This window comes from Bradyrhizobium sp. ORS 278 (assembly GCF_000026145.1).
Lineage (GTDB): Bacteria > Pseudomonadota > Alphaproteobacteria > Rhizobiales > Xanthobacteraceae > Bradyrhizobium.
Genome location: NC_009445.1, coordinates 4,295,042 through 4,316,607, shown reverse-complemented (window position 1 = coordinate 4,316,607; position 21,566 = coordinate 4,295,042). Strand labels below are relative to the sequence as shown.

The window sequence follows — 21,566 nt, the reverse complement described above, 5'->3', positions numbered from 1 at the left end:
AGTTCCAGCGGAGCTGCGTGTGCAGAATGCCAGGATTCGCGTTCCGTTCTGCTAGGCGGGCCCGCGCAGCCTCAGGTAGCCTCCACGGTCAGTGCGGATAGCGGGTGGTGTGGGCGATGGCGGGGCCGGAGCAGCCGCCGGGGTGGCGTCACGGGATCGCGGGCGTGATGGCCGAGGTCTGGCCGCCGCGCGGCGCGCTGGCCGGCGGCTGGCCCGCAATCGGCTCCGGCATCGGATCGTCCCTTGGTGTCAGGCTTAAGAGCTGGGCGCGCGACGAGGCCGGGGCAGGGCGGCTGCTGCCCTGGGTTCCCGTCGCGTTCGGCGCCGGCATCGCGCTGTATTTCTCTGCCGATCACGAGCCGTTGCTGTGGGTGAGCGTGGCCCTGGCGCTCGCGCTGGGCGCGGCCGCTGTGCTCATGCGCCGGCACCCGTTGTTTCCGGCGGCGGTGATGATCGCAGCCACGGCGTCCGGCTTTGCCGTCGCCACCGTGAAGACGGCACTGGTGGCGCATCCGCTGCTGGCGCGACCGCTGTATTCCGTCTCGCTCTCCGGCTTCGTCGAGGCGCGCGATATCCGCGAGCGCAGCGACCGCATCGTTTTGCGCGTGACGTCAATGGAGAGTCAGCGCAGCAGCGTGGCTCTTGCGCGCGTCCGGCTCGCGGTGCGCAAGGGCGCCGCGCCCGATGTCGGCAGCTTCGTGCAGCTGAAGGCACGCCTGTTGCCGCCGCTCGCGCCGGTGCGTCCCGGGTCCTACGACTTTGCCCGCGACATGTTCTTCCAGGGCATCGGCGCCTCCGGCTTCGTGATGGGCGCCATCACCGTCGTGACGCCGCCGCAGGCGGCCGGCGTCGGCCTGCGCTATGCGGCGGCGATGCAGGACCTGCGCGATGTGATCGACGCCCGCATCCGCGCGCGCCTTGCGGGCGACGAGCGCGCGATTGCGACTGCGCTTCTGACTGGCCGACGCGACGCCGTCACGCCCGACGTCAACGACGCGATGTTCATCTCCGGCCTCGGCCATGTGCTGTCGATCTCCGGTTATCACATGGCCGTCGTCGCCGGCGTCGTGTTCTTCGCCGTGCGCGCGCTGCTCGCGCTGATCCCGGGCCTGACCGTCAGCCATCCGATCAAGAAATGGGCGGCCGCCGCGGCTTTGGCGGCCGCCGCGTTCTATCTGTTGCTGTCGGGCGCCGAGGTCGCGACGCAGAGATCCTTCTTCATGACGGCGGTGGTGCTCATCGCCGTCATGGTCGACCGCCGCGCCGTCACCTTCCGCACGCTCGCTGTGGCCGCCATGATCGTGCTGATCGCCGCTCCGGAGGCGCTGGTGCATCCGAGCTTTCAGATGTCGTTCGCGGCCACCCTCGGCCTCGTCGCGCTGGTACAGTTCGGCCTGCCCAAACTGTTCGCGACGCCGGATTCCTCGACCGCGCAGCGCGTCGCGCTGTGGGGCGGCCGCGAGCTCTCGATGCTGCTCCTGGCCTCGCTGATCGCCGGCCTCGCCACCACGCCCTATGCCGCATTCCACTTTCATCGCATCACGCCCTACGGCCTGCTCGCCAACCTCGCGGCGATGCCGGTGGTCTCGGCGGTGGTGATGCCCGCCGGGCTGCTCGGCCTGCTGTTTGCGCCGTTCGGGCTCGATGGCTTGTGGTGGACCGTGATGGGCTGGGGCATCGACTGGATGATCGCCGTGACGCGCTGGGTCGCCGCGCTGCCGGGCGCGGTCGGGCGCATCACGGCCTTCGGCATCGGCCCGCTGATCGTGTCGAGTTTCGGCCTCGTCCTGATCGGCCTGCTCAGGACGCCGCTGCGCTGGTCCGGCGCGGCGGTGCTCGCCATCGCGGCCGCATGGGCCGCCGCGACGCCGCAGCCCGACATTCTCGTCTCCGGCGATGGCCGCGCGGTCGCGGTGCGCGGCCGCGACGGGCTTCTGCATGTGATGCGCAACGGCAAGGACGTGTTCGTCACCCGCGAGTGGCTCGCCGCCGATGCCGATGCGCGGCTGCCGGCCGATTCCTCGCTCGGCCATGGCGTGTCCTGCGACGATTCGGGCTGCGTCCTGGCGCTGGCCGATGGCCGCCTCGTTGCGCTCACCCTGCGCGCGGATGCGCTCGCCGATGATTGCGCCCGTGCGGCGCTGGTGGTGACGGCGCGCGCCGCGCCATCATCCTGCGCGGCCGCTGTCGTCGACCGCCCGCGCCTGCAGCAGCAGGGCGCGTTGATGCTGGTCGCGCGCGACAAGGGATTCGCCGTCGTGCCCGTGCGGGCCGACGGCACCGACCGCCCGTGGTGGCCGGCGCCCGCTGAGGCCGGGGAGTTCGAGACCACGTTGACTCCGCGCACGCCGGGACCGCGAGCGCAGGATGCGACACCGCCGGAGACGGAGCAGGGCGGAGACGACTAATTAGTCCGGACGAGCCGGTTCAGATCGGTCGCTTCAAGCCGATACGCATGGCATCCAACTGGCATCTGGAACAGCGGAGACGCTGCAATCCGCAGGCCGGCCTTGGCTGGTCCGGGATTGCAGCGCCTGGAGGCGATCCGATGCGAGGACGCGAGGGCTCGATCCGATGCGTCAGGTAATGCTGATGCGGCGGATCGGTGTCGGCTGTTGCGCCGGCGTCTCCGTTGCGATCTCGGGGCGGCGCTCGCCGGGCTGCTTGCTGACCGGCAGTTGCAGCACGGTAACCCGCTGGCCTTCGCAGAGCTGCGTCACCAGCACATGACGGCCGTCGGCGAACTCGATCGCGTCGTGATGACGATCAGGGATGTGCTTCTCGATGGTGTTGAACTTGGCGACGCGCTCCCGAATGGTCCGCGTCCACAGCCAGCGGCTGTCGTAGCGGACGTCCTCGGCGAAGGCGAGCTCGGTGCCAGGGAGCATGCACACCGCAACGGTCGGCTCGCTTTCGAGCGCGAAGCCGCGGGTCGCGGTGCCGCGGAACGTCGTCGAGATCAGCGTCTCGCCGACTTTGGCGGGACGGGAGGCAACGGCATGGAGGCTGTAGTCACACATCGGATCGCTCCTCGTTCAGAGATAGCCGACCCGCGCTCCCCCCGGACAGGCGCAGGCCTCTATCAGAGTGGACATCGGAGAGATGTTAGCGCGCGCTTCGCGGCATTTCTGCGCTGATCTTCGCCGCGTGCAGCCGCTGACGATCACAAGCGTTTGAGCGTGCCGCGCTGCACATCATGAGGTGCGCTCGCGCGTGACTTGTTTTTGAGCGGCGCACGCAGCGTGTCGTCGCGCCGCCGATCGATTGAGCAGCCCGTGCTGCGATCGCGATGCATCACCGCGACCGCGGAGCACGCGCAATCAGTACTTGCGATAGAGTCCGACCAGCTTGCCCTGGATCTTGACCCGGTTGGGCGGCAGGATGCGCACCTCATAGGCGGTGTTGGCCGGCTCCAGCGCGATCGAGGCGCCGCGGCGGCGGAAGCGCTTCAAGGTCGCCTCCTCGTCGTCGATCAGCGCCACGACGATGTCGCCGGTGTCCGCGGTCTCGTTGCGCTGGATCAGCGCCATGTCGCCATCGAGGATGCCGGCATCGACCATCGAATCGCCGCGCACCTCGAGCGCGTAGTGATCGCCATTGCCGAGCATGTCGGCCGGCACGCTGATGGTGTGGCTGCGGGTCTGCAGCGCCTCGATCGGCGTGCCCGCGGCAATTCGGCCCATCACCGGCACCGCTACCGGACGCTCGCCATCCTCCAGCGCCGGCGTCGAGGTGCGGACCTTGCCGAGATTGCCTTCGATCACCGACGGCGTGAAGCCGCGGCGATTGCCGGCCGCCTGAGACAGCTCAGGCAGCTTGATCACCTCGATGGCGCGGGCGCGGTTCGGCAGCCGGCGGATGAAGCCGCGCTCCTCCAGCGCCGTGATCAGACGATGGATGCCGGACTTCGAACGCAGGTCGAGCGCATCCTTCATCTCGTCGAAGGACGGCGGCACGCCGGCTTCCTTCAGCCGCTCGTTGATGAACCGCAGAAGTTCGTACTGTTTGCGCGTCAGCATCTCGACCTTGTCCCCGGTTTGATGTCGTTCGAGTCCCGCACGATGCTCCCAAGACCAGTGATGCTCCCAAGACCAGTGTCGAAGAGCGAACGGGACTCGGACGATCGCATTCGCCCGCAACATACTAAAAACAAATCATGAACGAACACTATATGTTCGATGTGTGTTCCGCAATCCTAAAAATAGGGTGAACAGACCGGGCTTTGCCGGGGAAATTGGCTCAAAGCGGCAGGCGGAGGATCTCGCAGGGGCTTCCGGCTGCAGCCTTCGGCGCGAACGCCGGACGGATGACCAGCGCCTGCGACAGCGCGAGATTCCCGAGCAGCGACGAGTCCTGCTGCGTCACCGGCGTCGCGACCAGCACGCCGTCCGCGCGGATGTCGAGCTGTGCGCGCAAATAATCCTCGCGCGAATCATTGGCCCCGAGCTCGCGGCCGAGCAGGGCGGTCTCGCGCGGCAGCTGCGCCTCGCGACCGAGCAGGCTGCGAATCAGTGGCACCAGAAACAGCACGGCGCAGACGTAGGATGACACCGGATTGCCCGGCAGGCCGATCACGCGCATGCCGCCGAGACGGCCATGCATCATCGGCTTGCCCGGCCGCATCGCGATCTTCCAGAACGCCATTTCGACGCCCTCGGCGTCGAGCGCCTGCTTGACCAGGTCGTGATCGCCGACCGAGGCGCCCCCGGTCGTCACCAGGATATCGGCCTCCGCATCGCGCGACCGGCGGATCCCGGCGACCGTGGCCTCCAGCGTATCTGCGGCGATGCCGAGGTCGATCGGCTGGGCGCCCTCGCTGCGCATCAGCGCGCGCAGGCCGTAGCCGTTCGAATAGACGATCTGGCCAGGGCCGGGCGTCGAGCCCGGCATCACCAGCTCGTCGCCGGTCGCGAGCAGAGCAACCTTGGGCCGGCGCCGTACCGGCAACGTCGGATAATTCATGCTGGCCGCGAGCGACAGGTCGCGGTCGCTGAGCCGGCGGCCGGCCTTCAGCAGCACCATGCCCTCATGGAAGTCGACGCCCGCGGGCCGGATGTGGCGGCCCTTGATCGCCGGCTCATTGATCACGACGTGGCTGCCGTCCGCCGTCGTGTCCTCCTGGATCACGACCGCGTCGGCGCCCTCGGGCACCACGCCGCCGGTGAAGATGCGCGCTGCCTCGCCGGGGCCGACGAGTCGATCGAACGGCCGCCCCGCCGCGACCTCGCCGATCACCTTCAGCCGCGCCTTGGCCGTGGCATCGGCTGCGCGCAGCGCGTAACCGTCCATGGCCGACATCGCCTCCGGAGGCTGCGTCCGCAGCGCCGCGAGATCCCGCGCCAGAACCCGGTGAAACGCGTCGTCCAGCGCCACAAATTCCTCGGCGAGCGGCTCGGCGCCGGCGAGCACCGCGGACAATGCATCGGAGACCGGCATCAGCGCCATGAGAGTTCCTTCGAACAGCAGGACGAAAACAGGAATCGCCTTCTAGCCGAACGCGCATGGCGTGGCCAAGGGCCCAGGCCGCCGCGCGCTTTTCGGCAGCGGCTGATCGTGCCCCGTGGTCCGCGAGCTCACAATCCAGCGAGAAACGCCGTTATACGGTCGGTGACCTCCGCAGGCCGCTCAAGGCTCGGCAGATGCGCGACGCCGCTCATCGCATGGCTCGATCCGTTCGGCAGAGTCGCCGCCAGCCACCGGCTCCGCTCCTGGATGTGCGGAAAGTCGAGATCGCCCCAGACGACCAGGGAAGGTGCCGATATCTCCGCGAGCCGCGGGAAGGCCGGTGTCGTATCGCGGCTTGCACCGAGAGGCGCGTTGCGCAACGCAGCTGCGTTCTTCTCCAAGAACATGCTCCGCAGCGCGCCCGAGATGCGTCCCTCCTGCTGCAGCGGACCATCGATCCACAGTCGCGCCTTGATGGCGCTCACGCGGTCCCAGTCCGCCGCGGCTTCGGCCGCTGCGAGCTCGTGCACCAGCTGGGCGATCTCCGACGGGAAGACCGGCTCCGGCGCACCGCTGATCGAGGGCGCTATCAAGATCAGCGCCCGGATCCGCAACGGATGCGACAGGGCGAAATCCAGCGCGATGCGGCCGCCTTGCGAGCAGGCGACGAGCGTCGCCGGCCGGCTTGGCGCGAGCGCATCGAGTACGGCGAGCAGGTCGGCGACCGGCGAATGCTCCTCCGGCTCGGCCACGGTCTCGCCGAAGCCGCGCCTGTCATAGGCGATCGCCATGTGCGTCGCCGCGACGCCATCGACCTGCGCGCGCCACATCGCGCGGTCGAACACCGCGGCATGCAGGAAGATCACGGGCTCGCCCCGGCCCTTTACCTCGGCCGCGAGGCGTGCGCGGCCTGAAATGATCTGATGCGTGGCCTCAGTCATGTTGCTTCCTTGATGGAGCCGTTCTGGGGATTTTGTTTCTCCTCGTTGCCACGCGCTGCGCTGCGGCCAGCGCCAGCCGAGCCCAGACGACGAAGTCTTCGGGATCGTCGAACAGGCGATCCGGCGCGCGCCAGAACGCCAGATCGATCGCGACGCCCTGTTTGACGTAGCTCAGCGGAGGATGGGACTGCGCTTCGGCGAACGCCGATCGATGTCGTCATCGACGCGGAAATAGAGCGTGTTGTCAGCCACCATGCCCAGCATTGCGCCGTCGATGAAGATCCCGGTCTTGCCGAACATCCGCCGCGTCTCGATCGGCCCGAGTGGCGCGAACTGCTCGCGCAGGAAATCGATGTAGTCCGGTGTTGCGACCATGGCGAGCGCCTGAGAGCGGAAGAGGCGCACCCTCACGGTCGCCGATCCAAGCCTAGTCCGATCGCGGCAACGCCGCCAACGCGATCTATCAGCGAGCTTCGACCGGGTGGCGAATCCACACGTTGGGCTCGACATACACCGCATGGTCGTTGTCGCGCGAGACGAGCACGGGCACCAGCGCGCCCGGAATCTCCACCTCGCCTGGATGATCGAACGGCAGGCTTGTCCATCGCGACCACTCCGCGAGCGTGCCGACAATGGTCATCGAGCACGGCGCAATCTTGACGATCTGCCCGCCGATTCCGAGATGAGTGCGCAGCCAGGAATCGGCGATCTGGCCGTCGGCGCGCCGCTGTTCAAAATAGGCGTGCATCGGCATCCGCGGCACCAGATGCTTCTGGTTCGGCCGCACCGGCGCGAACAACTCGGCAAAGCCCTTTGCGCGCGCGCAGCCCGTGAGCGCATTGAGCATCGCGCGCGAGGCGCCGGGCACGCGCGCCGTCGGCAGAAGCGCAATCTCCAGCGCGCTCATCGTCGTCGGCCGCCGCCCCAGCACACGGTCCTCGTGCCCCCAGCGGATCACCTCGTCCCAGCCGCCATCCGGCAGCTCCATGCGGCCATCGATGCCGAAGGCAAACGGAACGGCAAAGCCGCGCCCGACCACCTCTTCGCCGTCGAGCGCGGCAATGGCGTAGTCGGCATAGTGCTCGAAGGCAGCCTCGCCATAGTACAGCATCGCCGTGCGATCCTGCCGCATGAATTCCGGCCAGCAATCGTCAAGCTCGGGCGAGAAGACGCGTGGGACGAGATCGGGTCGGTCGCGGAGAGAGATGATCTCGAGGGCCATGCGACGTTTCGGGCGGCGGTGATGGGACAGGTTCGGTCAACCTTAGACGCTCGGAGCCTGTGCTGCCAGTCCGGCAGCGACCGCACCCCGGAGACAGGGAGAGATTTTCGGATACCGAAATTTATGTTCTTCTTTTCGGAATAATCTGCTATGTTGATGGGGTCCCGTGCTCGACAGGAGGGGCGCTTCGCGATCGTCACGGACCGTGGAGCGCGGGATGCGGTGGCCGCTTGCGTGTCGCAGCGTGTCTTTTGGCGCGCGGACGAACGGCAGCTTGCGGACGCGAAGTCGCGTGGTCCTGGCATCCCGAAGCCGATGCCAAGCCGGCGGGGCATGATGATCCCGAGGGCGACGGTGGCCAACAAGCCGGGCACCGGGGAGAGCGCGAAGTAAGCGTGAAGACCATCGCGCAGGGAATGCCGGATGTCGGCTGGACCTGTGGTGACTGCCGCCTGCTTTTTTGTTGCAGGCGGGCCATGGGATGCGGCCAGCAGCCCGGCATTCCCTGCGCCCTCCGTTCGGAGGAGGGTGACAACGAGATGCAAGCCTCGGGCGCGACAGGCCGCGAGAACCAGAGCGCATGCCGTCGGAGCTTTCGTAGCCCGGATGAGCGCAGCGATATCCGGGTTATCCAAGCCGGCGCGTGGGACTACGCGATGCAAGACCCCACACTTTGCCACCTCCGCGGTGTCGTCCCGGCGAACGCCGGGACCCATACCGCGAGATGTGAGTTGGCGAAAATTGCTCTGGATTATCGTCCTTCGTGCAACGGACGCCGGTGGTTATGGGCCCCGGCGTTCGCCGGGACGACGGCGGAGCTTTCGGCTCCGCCGGGGGCTGCTCGGCGATTTCGCCTGTCAGCGATGATCCGTCCAGGCCAGACGCGTTCAGATCCCCAGCGCAGCCATCGCCTCCGCGATATCGTCGGTCGAGCGCACCAGCACCGCCTTGAGCCCGCTGGCACGCGCGCCCTCGATGTTTTCCGCGAGATCATCGAAGAACACGATCCGCTCGGCTGGCACGCCGATCGCCTTCACGACGTGATCGTAGGCCTCGGCGTCAGGCTTGCGCAGGCCGATCGACGACGACAGGAAGATCTTGCTGAAGTGACCGAGCAGATCGGCGTAGAGTGGCGAGAAGTGATCAATGTGCGGCTGATTGGTGTTGGAGAAGGCGTACAGCGGCAGCATTTGTGCCGCACGCGCGAGCAGGGGAGCGATGCCGGGCATCGGACCCACGAAGATCGCGTTCCAGCCCTCCAGGAACTGCGCGTCGCTGATGTCGATGCCGAGCTGTCGGCGCAGATTGGCGAAGAAGGCGGCGTCGGAGACGGTGCCGCGCTCATGCCGGTGATAGATCTCGTCGCGCACGAAGCGCGGCGCGATGTCGTCCGGCGAGCAGCCGGCGTGAGCCGCCCAGCACGCCATGACCTGACCGAAATCGATGTCGATCACGACGCGGCCGAGATCGAACAGCAGCGCGTCGGCCACGCCGGGACGGAGATCGGAAAGGAGCATCGCGACGCGGGTCTTTGCCAGATGAGGAGCCGGTGGAGCGCTCCCTCAATAGCGGTACGGCTCGATGTCGGCCAGCGGAAACGCGCTGAACACACTGGGCATGTTGGTGGTGGTTGCGGCGTGCAGGTAGGACGCGTTCAGCTCGGCGAAGGAGGTGACGCCGAGCAGGCCTAGGGCGCGGATCACCTCGTCCTCGAGCAGCTCCAGCATGCGCAGGATGCCGTTCTCGCCGGCGGCCGCGAGCGCCCAGCATTGCAGCCGGCCGATGCCGACCATGTCGGCGCCGGAGGCGATCGCCTTGACGATGTCGGTGCCGCGGCAGAAGCCGCCATCGACGAGAATTTTTGCCCGGCCCTTCACCGCCGCGACGATCTCCGGCAGCACGTGCATCGCGCCGCGGCCATGGTCGAGCTGGCGGCCGCCATGGTTGGAGACATAGATCCAGTCGACGCCGTGATCGAGAGCGATCGCCGCATCCTCGGCGGTGGCGATGCCCTTGATGATCAGCGGCAGCCTGAACTTGTCCTTGATCAGTTTCACCGTGTGCCAGCTCAGCGCCTTCTGGTGGTCGCCACCGGTGGCGCGCAGCCGGCTCTCGCGCACATAGCGCTTGGCGATGTCGCGCTCGCGGCGGCTGTAATGGGCGGTGTCGACCGTCAGGCAGAATGCGGTGTAGTTGTTGGCGACGGCACGGCCGACATAGTCCTCCACGAAGGCATCGTCGCCGCGTACATAGAGCTGAAAGATGCGCAGCGCGTCGGGAGCGGCCTCGGCGGTTTTCTCCAAGCCGGGCTCGGAGACCGAGCTCAGCATGTGCGCCGCCCCGAAGCGGCCGGCGCCGCGCGCGACGCTGGCCGCGCCCGCGGGGTCGAAGATCTCGAGCGCGCCGACTGGCGCCATCACGACCGGGAGGCGCAGCCTGCGCCCGAACAGCTCGACCGAGGCATCGACGCGGGAGACGTCGCGCAGCACCCGCGGCCGGAACGCGATTTCGTCGAGCGCCATCCGGTTCCGGCGCAACGTGGTCTCGGTTTCAGTCCCGCCGATGATGTAGTCCCAGGCGTTCTGGTTGAGCTGCGCTCTCGCCTTGCGGATGAACTCGTGCAGGTTCTGGAACTTTTCGTCACTTGCGCCGAGCTCGACGTTGCGCCACCCGGCCTCGATCGGGGTCTGTTGATTCATTCCTGCCTCCCAGCGCATATTATCATTTGTTATCCAGCATCGCTCATCCCACCGGCGATGTGCAAGCCATTCCGACCTGCGTATCTGTCGACGTGGTGCCCGCCGATTCGCCGTGTCGCACACGGCTCTTTGAGTTGTGATCGTCCGGCGACCGTGAAACACCGGATGCGGGCACTCCGGTTCGCCCCTGGCGCGGCTCTGACCTTGTTTTCGGTCGGCGAACGTCCATTTCGGTCGAGTCCGCCGGAAGGGATGGCCGGTCCGCTGCTCCGGCAGGCCGGACGGCATATCGGCCTTGAAGAAACCGGAAATGTGGTGTGAGTTCGCAGAATAATCCGTCGGCATCGCATTCGGATCTTGCGAACAGCCGGCCACCCAACAAACGCTCGGGAAGCAAAGCAATGCGGAAAAACTGGCTGTTCTTGGCGGGCACGATGACCGGCGTCTGTCTGACCCTGATGGTGTCGGGACCCGAGGGGGCGCACCTGATCGCCCGGGCCAAGGCCGCAGCCGGAATGGGCGATACCTATTCGCAACTCAATTTGTTCGGCGCGGTATTCGAGCGTGTGCGCGCCGACTATGTCGAGAAGCCCAGCGATCCCGCGCTGATCGAAGGCGCCATCAACGGCATGGTGTCGTCGCTCGATCCGCATTCGCGCTACATGAACGACAAGTCCTGGCGTGACATGCAGGAGACGACGTCGGGCGAGTTTGGCGGTCTCGGCATCGAAGTCACGATGGAGGATGGGCTCGTCAAGGTTGTCGCGCCGATCGACGATACGCCGGCGTCGAAGGCCGGTATCCTCTCGGGCGACTTCATCGCCAAGATTGACGGCGACAGCGTGCAAGGGCTGACGCTCGAGCAGGCGGTCGCCAAGATGAAGGGCGGGGTCAACACCAAGACCAAGCTGACGATCATGCGCAAGGGTAAGGATGCCCCGATGGATATCACGCTGACGCGCGAGATCATCCGGGTGCGTCCGGTGCGCTATCACACCGAAGGCGGCGATATCGGCTATATCCGCATCACCTCGTTCAACGAGCAGACCACCGAGACGCTGCGCAAGGCGATTTCCAGCATCTCCCGGGACATCCCGCAGGAGAAGCTCGCGGGATATGTCATCGACCTGCGCAACAATCCGGGCGGACTGCTCGACCAGGCGGTCTCGGTGTCCAGCACGTTCCTGCCACGTGGCGAGGTGGTCTCGACCCGCGGCCGCAATCCCGAGGAGACGCAGCGCTTCACCGCGCGCGGCGGCGACCTCACCAAGGGCAAGCCGATCGTCGTGCTGATCAATGGCGGCTCGGCCTCGGCGTCGGAGATCGTGGCGGGCGCGCTGCATGATCACAAGCGGGCGACGCTGGTCGGCACGCGCTCGTTCGGCAAGGGCTCGGTGCAGACCATCATCCCGCTCGGCGCCGGCAACGGCGCGCTGGCGCTGACCACGGCGCGCTACTACACGCCGTCTGGCCGTTCAATCCAGGCCCAGGGCATCGCGCCGGATATCGAGGTCAAGCAGGACGTGCCGGACGATCTGAAGGATCGTACTGAGCTGAAGGGCGAGGCGGGGATGCGCGGCCATCTGTCGGCGGCCGACGGGACCGAGCAGACCGGCTCGCAGTCCTATGTTCCGCCGGACGAGAAGGACGACAAGGCGCTCCACGCGGCGTTCAACGTGCTGCGTGGCGTCACCGTGAACGCGGACGTTCGGGCCAAGGCGGCGGTTCCGAACTGAACGCCGGGGCGCAGCACCCGTGGTGATCACACCCGGCGGGGCGACCTTGCGGTCGTCACGCCGTGGTTTTCGACCAGCGTGTGCGGGCGGACATGGAGCGTGCCCGTCCGTGTCTGATAGCTCGGATGCTGGCGACGTTCGAGCGGCGTCGACAGCGTTTGGAGGACAAGGTTTGGGCCGCGTGACCGAGATTGGTCAAATTGCTGCCGTCCGACCCGTTCGATGATGCGCGACGTCAGGCGGCATCCGAGCGCGAACGGGGTTTGGACGACCCATTGGCGCTGTGCGCGGCAAACAGGCTGCGTACCTCGGCGGCAGGTTTCGGAGGGCTGAACAGATAGCCCTGCATCTCCGAGCAGCCGAGCCGCTGCAGCACCTGGCGTTGCGCCTCGGTCTCGACTCCTTCCGCTGTCGTCGACATCTTGCGGATCTCGGCGATGTTGACGACGGCCTGGACGATCGCGGCCGAGCCTTCGCTCTCGGTGATGTCCTTGACGAAGCAGCGGTCGATCTTGATCTTGTCGAAGGGAATCCGCTGCAAGTAACTGAGGCTGGAATAGCCGGTGCCGAAATCGTCGAGCGCGATGCGCACGCCGAGCGCGCGCAACTCGTACAGCGTGTCGAGCGCGTCGTCGTCGCGGATCAGCACCGCTTCGGTGATCTCGAGCTCGAGCCGGCGCGGCGACAGGCCGGAGGCCGCGAGCGCTTTGGCCACCTTGAGCGCGAGTGTGCCGCTCTTGAACTGCACCGGCGAGACGTTCACCGCCAAGCGGATGTCCTCCGGCCAGGTCGCAGCCTCGGCGCAGGCGACGTTGAGGACACGCTCACCGAGCTGGTTGATGAGGCCGGTGTCCTCGGCGATCGGAATGAACTCGGCCGGGGAAACGTTGCCGCGGGTCGGATGCCGCCAGCGTACGAGCGCCTCGCAGCCGACGATGCGGTCGTCCTGCAGGCTGACGCAAGGCTGGTAATAGACCTCGAGCTGGTCGTCGACCATGGCCTGACGCAGATCGACCTCGAGCTGATGACGGGCCTTGACCTGGGCGTCCATCTCCGGCTCGAAGAAGCGCCAGGTCCGTCGTCCCGCCGCCTTGGCGGCGTACATCGCCAGATCGGCATTCTTCATGATCTGGTCGAGATCGGTGCCGTGCTGCGGAATCAGCGCCACGCCGATCGAGGCGTCCGCCGTCAATTGATGGCCGAGGCAGTCGCGCGGGGCGCGAATGGCGGCGAGCATGTCGTCGATCAGGCAGCTGACGTCCTCGCGGCTCTTGATCGTGGTCTGCACCACCGCGAACTCGTCACCGCCGAGCCGGGCGACGAAGCCGGCGGTGCCGACACAGGCTTGCAGGCTGCGCCCGACGGATTTGAGCAACTCGTCGCCGATCAGATGACCGAGCGTGTCGTTCACGCCCTTGAACTCGTCGATGTCGATGTAGTGCAGTGCGAGCTGCCGTCCCTGCGCCACACCCAGCATCTCCTGCTTCAGGCGCTCGTGGAACAGGGTACGGTTCGGCAGTTCGGTCAGCGCGTCATAATGCGCCAGATGGGTGATCTGTTGCTCCGCGCGCCGGCGCTCGGTGATATCCTCATGGGTAGCAAGCCAGCCGCCGCCAGCGATGGGCTCGTTGACGATCTGAATCCAGCGGCCGTCCGGCGTCTCGATGATCTGAGACGTCTTGCGGCTGACCTCACGCAACACGGCATTCGCGTAGTCGCTGTCGTTGCCGGCGAGCGAGCCACGCGCTTTGCGATGAGCGATCAGCTCGCGGAAGGTGCAGCCGGGCTTCACGACCTCGGCGGACAGGCCGTACATGTCGATATAGCGCTGGTTGCTGATGACGAGGCGCTCCGATGCGTCGAACAGCAGCAGGCCCTGGGTCATGTTGTTGACGGCCTTGTCGAGACGTTCCTTCTCGAGCGTCAGGCGCCGGTTCGACGCCTCATGGTCGCTCAGCAGCCGCCGCACGACGACCGTCAGCATGCCGGCAATCAGCAGCACCGACGTCACCCCGACGCCGATCAGAAAGCGCATCTGCTCGTGCCAATCGGCAAGCGCGGCCGACACCGTCGTGGTGGCTGTCACGATCAAGGGATAGCTCGTCAGCCGGTGCGATGCGCCGAGGCGGTGCACGCCATCGACCGGGCTGGTGAAGATGCCTGTCGTGTTGCCGTCGCCAGCGAGGATCTGGCGGAAGATCGGCGCGTCCTTGTAGTTCTGGCCGACCATCCCGTCATGGCGCGGATAGCGGGCGAGAAGGGTACCGTTGAAGTGCATCATCGAGATCGCCGCCTCGGGGCCGAGGGCGACGGAGGCGAAGAACCGTTCGACGTTGACCGGTTCGAGGCTGCGGCTGATTACGCCGAGGAACTCGCCTTTGGGGCTGGTCAGTTTCAGCGCGATGACCGCGACATAGCTGCCGGTGATCCGGCCCATGATGGGCTCGATCAGCAATTGCGGGGCGGTGGGATCGAACTTCAAGCGCTGGAAGAACGAGCGGTCGGCGATGTTGACGGTCGGCAGCGGCCAGGAGGCTGCGGAATTGATCAGATTCCCATCAGAGTCGAAGATGCTGAGGCCGCCGACATAGGACATCGCGCTCAATTTGCCCTTCAGCATGGCATTGACGGCGGCGCTTCCCATCTCCTCGCGGAACCGCGCGCTCGTATCGATGCGATTCTGGCGAACATAGCTGGCGAGATCGCGCTGGATCGCGCCCAAATCCTCCATCTGCTGGTCGAAATGGCGCGACAGCAGCAGCACGGTGTTTTCCAATTCGCGTGTCGCGCTGTCCAACGCGCGCTGTCGGAAGCTGTCGGCCATGATGGTCGCGCCGATCGCGATCGCCGCGATCAGCACGAGGCCTGCCCCGACCAGCCAGCGGATCGGTCCGCTGCTGTCGGCCGAAGCTTTGAGAGAACTTCCTGGACTGCTGTTCGTCGTCATCGGTCCCGAATACGCGTGCGAGGGCGTTTGAGGATGGACCGCTACAACGTCCCTCCCATGGGCCATAGCTACAGGCCTGCAATGGAAGTGAGGTTAGCAAGATCAGTTAGCGAACACTTAATTCAAGGTTGTGGTGGGCTCAAGATACCATCAAACGCGATAGTGTCCGGATTTGCCGCCGATTTTCTCGGTCAGATGAATGCCTTCGATACGAACTCCGCGCTCGGCGGCCTTGATCATGTCGTAGATCGTGAGGCAGGCGACGGACACGGCGGTGAGCGCCTCCATCTCGACGCCGGTCGGCCCCGTGACCTTGACCGTGGCGCTGACGATGCAGCCGGGCAGGGCGGCGTCAGTCGTGATGTCGACCGTGACCTTCGACAGCGCCAACGGGTGGCACAGCGGAATGAGCTCGGAGGTGCGCTTTGCGGCCATGATGCCGGCGATGCGCGCGGTGCCGAGCACGTCGCCCTTCTTGGCGTTGCCGGACACGATCAGGTCCAGCGTCGCCGGGCTCATCACGACACGGCCCTCGGCAGTTGCCGTGCGCTCGGTGGCGGCCTTGTCGGACACGTCGACCATGCGCGCCTCGCCGCGCGCGTCGATATGAGTAAGAGACGATGTGTCGGAGGTGTCGGCCATGGTCACTCAGCCGCGCTTGCCGAGGCGGCGTTGCGCGCGAGCAGGGCGCGCGTCGCCGCGGTGACGTCGGCTTGGCGCATCAGGCTCTCGCCGACCAGGAAGGTCTGGATGTCGACTTGCGCCAGGCGCGACAGATCCGCCGGGGTGAAGATGCCGCTCTCGCCGACCAGCAGACGCTCCTTCGGCACCAACGGCGCCAAAGACTCGGACGTGGCGAGGGTGGTCTCGAACGTGCGCAGGTTGCGGTTGTTGATGCCGATCATCGGCGAGCGCAGCTTCAGCGCGCGGTCGAGTTCGGCGCGGTCGTGAATCTCGATCAGCACGTCCATCCCGCTATCGAGCGCCGCCATCTCGATGTCAGCAGCAGCCGCGTCGTCGAGCGCCGCCATGATGATGAGAATGCAATCGGCGCCATGCGCCCGCGCCTCGATGACCTGGTAGGTGTCGAACATGAAGTCCTTGCGCAGCACGGGCAGGGCGGTCGCGGCGCGCGCGGCGACCATGAAGTCGAGATGGCCCTGGAACGAGGGCGTATCGGTCAGCACCGACAGACAGGCGGCGCCGCCGGCCTCATAAGCCCTGGCAAGAACGGGCGGATCGAAATCGGCGCGGATCAGGCCCTTCGACGGCGACGCCTTCTTCACCTCGGCGATCAAAGCATAGTCGCCGCTGGCATGCTTGCTGCGGAGGGCCTTGACGAAGCCGCGCGGCGCCGACGCCTCGCGTGCGCGTGCCTCGAGTTCCGACAGCGGACAAGCCTGCTTGGCAGCCGCGATCTCCTCGCGCTTATAGGCTTCGATCTTGGCCAGGATGTCCGACATGGCGCGCTCCTGATGTCAGCTGTTGGAGACGGCGATCAGCTGCTTCAGACGCCCGGCAGCGGCACCGCTGTCGAGCGAGTCCTTGCCGATTGCGACGCCTTCCTTCAGCGACTTGGCGCGGCCGGCGACGACAAGGGCCGCAGCCGCGTTCAACAGGGCGACGTCGCGGTAGGGGCTTGGCAGGCCGTCGAGCACGCTCTGCAGCGCCACGGCATTTGCGGCGGCGTCACCGCCCTTAAGCCCTTCGCTGTCGCACAGGCCAAGCCCGGCCTCTTCCGGCGAGATCTCGAAGGTTCTGATATGGCCGTTCTCGAGCGCCGCTACGAAGGTCGGCCCTGTCAGCGTGATCTCGTCGAGACCGTCGGAGCCGTGAACGACCCAGGCGGCGCCCGATCCGAGATTTTTCAGCACCTGCGCCAGCGGCTCGACCCACTGCCTGGAGAAAACGCCGACCATCTGGCGCTTGACGCCAGCGGGGTTGGACAACGGTCCGAGCAGGTTGAAGATGGTGCGGGTGGCAAGCTCGACCCGGGTCGGGCCGACGTTCTTCATCGCCGGGTGATGGGCGGGCGCGAACATGAAGCCGATCCCGGCCTCGCGGATGCAGCGTCCGACCTGGTCCGGCTTGAGATCGATCTTGACGCCGAGAGCGGCGAGCACGTCGGCCGCGCCTGAGCGCGACGACAGCGCGCGGTTGCCGTGCTTGGCGACCGGCACGCCGGCACCGGCCACGATGAAGGAGGCGCAGGTCGAGACGTTGACCGAGCCGGAGCCGTCACCGCCGGTGCCGACGATGTCGACGGCGTTCGCCGGTGCGTCGACGCGCAGCATCTTGGCGCGCATCACGCTGACGGCGCCGGTGATCTCCTCCACGGTCTCGCCGCGCACGCGCAGCGCCATCAGCAACGCGCCCATCTGCGACGGCGTCGCCTCGCCCGACATCATGCTGTCGAAGGCGGACGCAGCCTGCTCGCGGGACAGCGGCGCGCCGGTCGCGACCTTGCCAATGATCGACTTCAGATCGTCCATCACGCGTCCCCTCGCGAGCCGTCACTGATTGCTGCCGCCGCCGACCACCTGGGCCACGGCCGCTTCGTTGATCGTGGTCCCGATGTCCTTCTCGAGCTTCAGGACATACGACGTGCCCTGCTCGTCGGCGAGCGCGCGTTGCAGCTGGTCCTTGAGCTTCTTGACGTCCTCGGACGCCAAATCGACCTTTGGATCGACGATGTCGGTCACGCGGAACACGATCCACTGCCGGCCGCCATCCGCTTCGGTCTGGCCGACGCCGTCCTTGGCGGTGCGGAAAGTCGCGGTGATTGCGCCGGTGGGCACGCCGGGGAGGCTTGCATCGCGCTTGAAGGCGCTGGCGGTCTCGACCTTGACGCCGAGCGCGGCTGCCTCGTCGGCAAGCTTGCCGCCCTCGTTGAGCTTCTTGACGAGCTCCGTGGCCCTGTCGCGCAGCCGCTTTGCGATCTCGTCGTCGCGCCATTTGGCGGCGACCTGGTCCTTGACCTCGTCGAGGGTGCGCTCGCGCGGCGGCGTGATGCCGAGCACTTCGAACCAGACGTAGCCGCCGCGGAACGAGATGGGCTCATTGTCGACGCCGACATCGCTGGCGAAGGCCTGGGCGACGACGTCGAGGCCGAGCGGAATGTTCGGCACCGGCTGGCCGTCGGGCTGCTTGCCGGAGCGGTCGACCGCCTCGACCGTCACCGCATTGAGGCCGAGCTTTTTGGCGGCTTCGGCGACGCTCGCACCGCCGCCGCGCTCGTCCTCCATCTTGTCGCGCAAGGTGGCGACCTCCGACTTGGCGCGCTCGGCGGCGATCTCCTTCTTGATGTCGGCAGCGACGCTCTCATACGCCGGCTCCTGGCCCGGCTGGATCGCGCTCACCTTCACCAGCGCCACGTTGAAGGCGCCCTTGACCGGCTGGCTCACCTCGCCGGTCGGCAGCGAGAACGCGGTATCGGCAACGGCGGGATCGAGAATGGCGGACTTCGTCACCAGCCCAAGGTCGAGATCGGCCGGGTTCAGGTTGCGCTCCTTGGCGAGCTCGTCGAACGTCACCTCGCCAGAGGCGATGCGCGCGCGTGCCGCCTGCGCCTCCTCCATGGTCGGGAACGTCATCTGCTGGACCTGACGTTTCTCGGGCGTGCCCATCAGCGCCTTGCGCTGATCGAAGACCTTCCTGGCATCCTCGTCGGACACGGTGGTCCATTTGCCAATCTCTTCCGGCGTCACCAGGACGAACGAGATCTTGCGATATTCCGGCGCCTTGAACTGCGCCTTGTGCTCGTCGAAATAGGTCGCGAGCACCTCGGGCGCCGGCGTCTCGATCGTGCCGGCCTGTGCGGCGTCGAGCTTGACGTAGTCGATCGAGCGCTGCTCGTTCTGGAAGCGGCTGAGTGCGTCGAGCAAGGTGTTGGAAGGCTCCAGCCCGGCTGCGATCGTGCCGGTGATCTGCCGCCGCAGCGACTGGCGGCGCTGGTCGGCCAGATAGCGCTGCTCCGTGAAGCCGAAATTGCGGATGATGGCCTGGAAGCGCTGCGGATCGAAGGCGCCGTTCGGGCCCTTGAAGTTGGGATCGCTCAGGATCACCCGCATGGTCTCGGCGTCGGACTGGCCGAGGCCGATGCGGCGGGCCTGTTCGTCGAGCGCGGCTTCCGCGATCGTCTGCTGCAGCACGGAACGGTCGAGCCCGAACATGCGGGCCTGGTCGGTGGTCAGCGGACGGCCGATCTGGCGGCCGATCTGCTGCAGCCGGTCGGTGTAGATCTGACGGAACTCGTTGATCGAGATCTCGGTGCGGCCGACGGTCGCCGCTGTCGACTGCCCGAAGCCACGGAAGATGTCGGCGATGCCCCAGATGCCGAAACTGACGATCAAAACGCCCATGACCACCGCCATGATGGTCTTGCCGAGCCAGTTTGATGAGGCCTTGCGTAATCCTCGAAGCATGGGTCCAGTCTGTCTGCAGGAAATGGGATGAAGGGGCCGCGCCTTGGAGCGGAGTTCGCGGAAGGGCGTCACCGAGTTGAACCGGCTTATAAAGAGGCAGCCGCCCGGTCGCAACCTCGCGCCTGGGACGGATTGAAGCGGTGGGAAGACGGCTCGCGCTCTGGTACTCCTGCAGGGGCTCTGCTAGCCGATTTCCTGTCGTAACATTTGCTGGAATCCTGCCATGACCGACCGCATCCGGCCCCTGATCGCCGGCAATTGGAAAATGAATGGCCTCAAGGCGTCGGCCGCGGAGTTCGAGGCCATGCTCGCGGGGGCGGCCGAGGTCACCGGCAAGGCCGACCTCTTGGTATGCCCCCCGGCCACGCTGCTGGCGGCGTTTGCCGAGAAGACGCGCGGCGGCAAGGCGGTCGCGGTCGGGGCGCAGGATTGCCACGCCAAGGCGTCGGGCGCCCATACGGGCGACATCTCGGCCGAGATGCTGGCGGATGCCGGGGCCAGCGCCGTCATCGTGGGCCATTCGGAGCGGCGGGCCGACCATGGCGAGAGCGATGTCGTCGTGCACCAGAAGGCCGAGGCGGCGTGGCGCGCCGGGCTGGTCGCGATCGTCTGCGTCGGCGAGACCCAGCAGCAGCGCGACGCCGGGCTGACCCTGGAGATCTTGCGCGGGCAGCTCACCCTCAGCCTGCCGGAGGGTTCGCGGGCCGACAATCTGATCGTGGCCTATGAGCCGGTCTGGGCGATCGGCACCGGGCTGACGCCGACCGCCGGGGATGTCGAGCAGATTCATTCCTTTATCCGGCAATTGCTGATCGTTCGGTTCAAGGAGCAGGGGGCGCGGATGCGGATCCTCTATGGTGGCTCGGTCAAGCCGTCCAATGCGGCCGAGCTGATGGCGGTGGCCAACGTCAATGGTGCGCTGGTCGGCGGCGCGAGCCTGAAAGCAGCAGACTTTCTCGCAATTGCGAAAGGCTGTTGAGAGCCAATGTGAGTGGAGCAGACGGTGCACCTCACGCGGCTGCTCCAATCCGCTTCCAATAAATCTTCGTGCCGGTGAGGCCGCCATGCGGCTTGAAGGCATAGTCCGGGATGATGCCGCTCAGCTTGAAGCCGACGCCTTCATAGAGAGATGAGGCGCCGCCATCTTCGGCGGTGTCGAGCACGAGGATGGTGCGGTGATGCGCTCGCGCAAGGGCTTCGGCCGCATCCAGCAGGGCGCGCGCGACGCCGCGCTTGCGGTGGCTGACGCGGGTCATCATCTTGGCGATCTCGGCGCGATGCGGCTGGTTCGGCGGCAGCTTGAGCTGAAGCGTCACCGTCCCGATGAGGTCATGCTCATCAAAGGCGCCGAGCACGATTCGCTCGCCGCGATCAGCAGACGCGAGCGAATCCTTCCAGAATGCGTCTGCATCGGTCTCGCTGAGCGGATGCATGAAGCTGACCGAGCCGCCATGCGCGACCGTTTCGATCAGCATCGCACTCAGCGCGCCGCGACTCTCCGGCGTGTCGGTCAGGGGTTCGATTCGGATCGGGCTCATTCTCAACTCCGGGCAAGGGCGACGACGTAGACGCAAGCCGCGTCCGTCTCGTTGGCGAAGGTGGTGTCGATCGGCGGGCCGAAGCCGAGGCAGTCGCCGGGGCCGAGCTCGTGGCGCTCCGCGCCCTCGGTGATCGTCAGGCGGCCGCTCTGCACCCAGACGAGCTGGCGGATGTGGATGTAGGAGGAGGCCGGCAGCGTCACGCTGCGGCGGGCCGGCATCTCGACCGTCACCAGCTCGATCGGATGGTCCGGCCGGAGGTAGACTTGGCGCCTGAGGTAGTCGGTGTCGGGATCGCGCCAGACCGGCTGCTCCTCGGCCTTCGACAGCCGCTCCGATTGGGCTTCGGCGCGCAGCATCAGGCCGGCGAGGGTGAGATCGAAGGCGCTGGCGAGCTTAACCAGCACCACCGCCGTGGGGCTGACCTCGGCGCGCTCGATCTTGCTGATGGTGGCTTTGGAGACGCCGGAGCGCTCGGCAAGGTCGGCCAGCGACCAGCCGCGGCTGTCACGCTCGAGCTGCAGCCGCCGGGCAAGACGTTGGCTGAAATCTTCTATTGTTTGATCCATACGTCTCTAATAATAGAAATTGGACGCGCCAGCAAGGCGCCTCGG

At 66.7% G+C, this 21,566-nt stretch carries 17 protein-coding genes and 1 pseudogene; 3 read left to right on the top strand and 15 right to left on the bottom strand.

The window, feature by feature from the left end; all coding sequences use genetic code 11:
* Positions 1–116: 116 nt before the first annotated feature.
* Complete coding sequence (locus tag BRADO_RS19205) at positions 117–2,408, top strand: ComEC/Rec2 family competence protein (RefSeq protein WP_041756726.1); 2,292 nt, start codon at positions 117–119, stop codon at positions 2,406–2,408.
* Between the two features lie 171 nt (positions 2,409–2,579).
* Here the strand turns inward: BRADO_RS19205 and BRADO_RS19200 are convergent, their stop codons facing one another.
* The 8 genes and pseudogenes from BRADO_RS19200 to BRADO_RS19160 all read right to left on the bottom strand — a co-directional run bounded on the left by BRADO_RS19200 (position 2,580) and on the right by BRADO_RS19160 (position 10,307).
* On the bottom strand, positions 2,580–3,020 hold the full coding sequence (locus BRADO_RS19200; protein ID WP_011927002.1) for a hypothetical protein: 441 nt from the start codon (positions 3,018–3,020) through the stop codon (positions 2,580–2,582).
* A gap of 300 nt (positions 3,021–3,320) precedes the next feature.
* Positions 3,321–4,019: a transcriptional repressor LexA gene (gene lexA, locus BRADO_RS19195; protein ID WP_008960206.1), complete on the bottom strand. Its 699-nt coding sequence runs from the start codon at positions 4,017–4,019 to the stop codon at positions 3,321–3,323.
* A 220-nt stretch (positions 4,020–4,239) separates the two neighbouring features.
* The gene (glp, locus tag BRADO_RS19190) at positions 4,240–5,445 is read right to left on the bottom strand and encodes a gephyrin-like molybdotransferase Glp (protein ID WP_011927001.1); all 1,206 of its coding nucleotides are present in this window, start codon (positions 5,443–5,445) and stop codon (positions 4,240–4,242) included.
* A gap of 128 nt (positions 5,446–5,573) precedes the next feature.
* Positions 5,574–6,386, bottom strand: a complete 813-nt coding sequence (locus BRADO_RS19185) for an alpha/beta fold hydrolase (protein WP_011927000.1) — start codon at positions 6,384–6,386, stop codon at positions 5,574–5,576.
* Positions 6,379–6,686 (bottom strand): annotated as a pseudogene (locus BRADO_RS19180) (TfoX/Sxy family protein). Before BRADO_RS19180 ends, BRADO_RS19185 begins: the two are co-directional and overlap by 8 nt.
* Before the next feature lie 163 nt (positions 6,687–6,849).
* A complete protein-coding gene (locus tag BRADO_RS19175) occupies positions 6,850–7,518 on the bottom strand; it encodes a hypothetical protein (protein ID WP_011926998.1) in 669 nt (222 codons plus the stop codon).
* A 977-nt stretch (positions 7,519–8,495) separates the two neighbouring features.
* On the bottom strand, positions 8,496–9,125 hold the full coding sequence (locus tag BRADO_RS19165; protein ID WP_011926997.1) for an HAD family phosphatase: 630 nt from the start codon (positions 9,123–9,125) through the stop codon (positions 8,496–8,498).
* A 45-nt stretch (positions 9,126–9,170) separates the two neighbouring features.
* A complete protein-coding gene (locus BRADO_RS19160; protein ID WP_011926996.1) occupies positions 9,171–10,307 on the bottom strand; it encodes an alpha-hydroxy acid oxidase in 1,137 nt (378 codons plus the stop codon).
* Positions 10,308–10,708: 401 nt separating this feature from the next.
* Between BRADO_RS19160 and BRADO_RS19155 the strand changes: the two genes are divergently transcribed.
* Complete coding sequence (locus tag BRADO_RS19155) at positions 10,709–12,043, top strand: S41 family peptidase (protein ID WP_011926995.1); 1,335 nt, start codon at positions 10,709–10,711, stop codon at positions 12,041–12,043.
* A gap of 235 nt (positions 12,044–12,278) precedes the next feature.
* Here BRADO_RS19155 and BRADO_RS19150 read toward each other — a convergent pair whose 3' ends face one another.
* The 5 genes from BRADO_RS19150 to BRADO_RS19130 all read right to left on the bottom strand — a co-directional run bounded on the left by BRADO_RS19150 (position 12,279) and on the right by BRADO_RS19130 (position 19,414).
* The gene (locus BRADO_RS19150) at positions 12,279–14,990 is read right to left on the bottom strand and encodes an EAL domain-containing protein (protein ID WP_011926994.1); all 2,712 of its coding nucleotides are present in this window, start codon (positions 14,988–14,990) and stop codon (positions 12,279–12,281) included.
* A gap of 150 nt (positions 14,991–15,140) precedes the next feature.
* Positions 15,141–15,632 carry a cyclic pyranopterin monophosphate synthase MoaC gene (gene moaC / locus BRADO_RS19145; protein ID WP_041756724.1) on the bottom strand — a complete coding sequence of 164 codons (492 nt, stop codon included), beginning with the start codon at positions 15,630–15,632 and terminating at the stop codon, positions 15,141–15,143.
* Positions 15,633–15,634: 2 nt separating this feature from the next.
* Positions 15,635–16,453: an indole-3-glycerol phosphate synthase TrpC gene (gene trpC, locus BRADO_RS19140; protein WP_011926992.1), complete on the bottom strand. Its 819-nt coding sequence runs from the start codon at positions 16,451–16,453 to the stop codon at positions 15,635–15,637.
* A gap of 15 nt (positions 16,454–16,468) precedes the next feature.
* The gene (gene trpD / locus BRADO_RS19135; protein WP_041756722.1) at positions 16,469–17,482 is read right to left on the bottom strand and encodes an anthranilate phosphoribosyltransferase; all 1,014 of its coding nucleotides are present in this window, start codon (positions 17,480–17,482) and stop codon (positions 16,469–16,471) included.
* A 21-nt stretch (positions 17,483–17,503) separates the two neighbouring features.
* A complete protein-coding gene (locus BRADO_RS19130; RefSeq protein WP_011926990.1) occupies positions 17,504–19,414 on the bottom strand; it encodes a peptidylprolyl isomerase in 1,911 nt (636 codons plus the stop codon).
* Positions 19,415–19,637: 223 nt separating this feature from the next.
* On the opposite strand from BRADO_RS19130, the gene tpiA reads away from it, so the two are divergent.
* A complete protein-coding gene (gene tpiA, locus BRADO_RS19125) occupies positions 19,638–20,393 on the top strand; it encodes a triose-phosphate isomerase (RefSeq protein ID WP_011926989.1) in 756 nt (251 codons plus the stop codon).
* A gap of 31 nt (positions 20,394–20,424) precedes the next feature.
* Here tpiA and BRADO_RS19120 read toward each other — a convergent pair whose 3' ends face one another.
* Positions 20,425–20,952 (bottom strand): GNAT family N-acetyltransferase, encoded by a 528-nt coding sequence (locus tag BRADO_RS19120; RefSeq protein ID WP_011926988.1) that lies wholly within the window; start codon positions 20,950–20,952, stop codon positions 20,425–20,427.
* Positions 20,953–20,954: 2 nt separating this feature from the next.
* Positions 20,955–21,521 carry an XRE family transcriptional regulator gene (locus tag BRADO_RS19115; RefSeq protein WP_011926987.1) on the bottom strand — a complete coding sequence of 189 codons (567 nt, stop codon included), beginning with the start codon at positions 21,519–21,521 and terminating at the stop codon, positions 20,955–20,957.
* Between the last annotated feature and the right edge of the window lie 45 nt (positions 21,522–21,566).

Coding starts and splice junctions, on each gene's coding strand:
- lexA (WP_008960206.1), bottom strand. CDS start 4,019: ATGCTGACGCGCAAACAGTACGAACTTCTGCGGTTCATCAACGAGCGG.
- BRADO_RS19150 (WP_011926994.1), bottom strand. CDS start 14,990: ATGACGACGAACAGCAGTCCAGGAAGTTCTCTCAAAGCTTCGGCCGAC.
- BRADO_RS19205 (WP_041756726.1), top strand. CDS start 117: ATGGCGGGGCCGGAGCAGCCGCCGGGGTGGCGTCACGGGATCGCGGGC.
- tpiA (WP_011926989.1), top strand. CDS start 19,638: ATGACCGACCGCATCCGGCCCCTGATCGCCGGCAATTGGAAAATGAAT.
- BRADO_RS19120 (WP_011926988.1), bottom strand. CDS start 20,952: ATGAGCCCGATCCGAATCGAACCCCTGACCGACACGCCGGAGAGTCGC.
- BRADO_RS19155 (WP_011926995.1), top strand. CDS start 10,709: ATGCGGAAAAACTGGCTGTTCTTGGCGGGCACGATGACCGGCGTCTGT.
- BRADO_RS19160 (WP_011926996.1), bottom strand. CDS start 10,307: ATGAATCAACAGACCCCGATCGAGGCCGGGTGGCGCAACGTCGAGCTC.
- BRADO_RS19115 (WP_011926987.1), bottom strand. CDS start 21,521: ATGGATCAAACAATAGAAGATTTCAGCCAACGTCTTGCCCGGCGGCTG.
- BRADO_RS19185 (WP_011927000.1), bottom strand. CDS start 6,386: ATGACTGAGGCCACGCATCAGATCATTTCAGGCCGCGCACGCCTCGCG.
- BRADO_RS19165 (WP_011926997.1), bottom strand. CDS start 9,125: ATGCTCCTTTCCGATCTCCGTCCCGGCGTGGCCGACGCGCTGCTGTTC.
- BRADO_RS19130 (WP_011926990.1), bottom strand. CDS start 19,414: ATGCTTCGAGGATTACGCAAGGCCTCATCAAACTGGCTCGGCAAGACC.
- glp (WP_011927001.1), bottom strand. CDS start 5,445: ATGGCGCTGATGCCGGTCTCCGATGCATTGTCCGCGGTGCTCGCCGGC.
- BRADO_RS19175 (WP_011926998.1), bottom strand. CDS start 7,518: ATGCGGCAGGATCGCACGGCGATGCTGTACTATGGCGAGGCTGCCTTC.
- trpD (WP_041756722.1), bottom strand. CDS start 17,482: ATGGACGATCTGAAGTCGATCATTGGCAAGGTCGCGACCGGCGCGCCG.
- BRADO_RS19200 (WP_011927002.1), bottom strand. CDS start 3,020: ATGTGTGACTACAGCCTCCATGCCGTTGCCTCCCGTCCCGCCAAAGTC.
- moaC (WP_041756724.1), bottom strand. CDS start 15,632: ATGGCCGACACCTCCGACACATCGTCTCTTACTCATATCGACGCGCGC.
- trpC (WP_011926992.1), bottom strand. CDS start 16,453: ATGTCGGACATCCTGGCCAAGATCGAAGCCTATAAGCGCGAGGAGATC.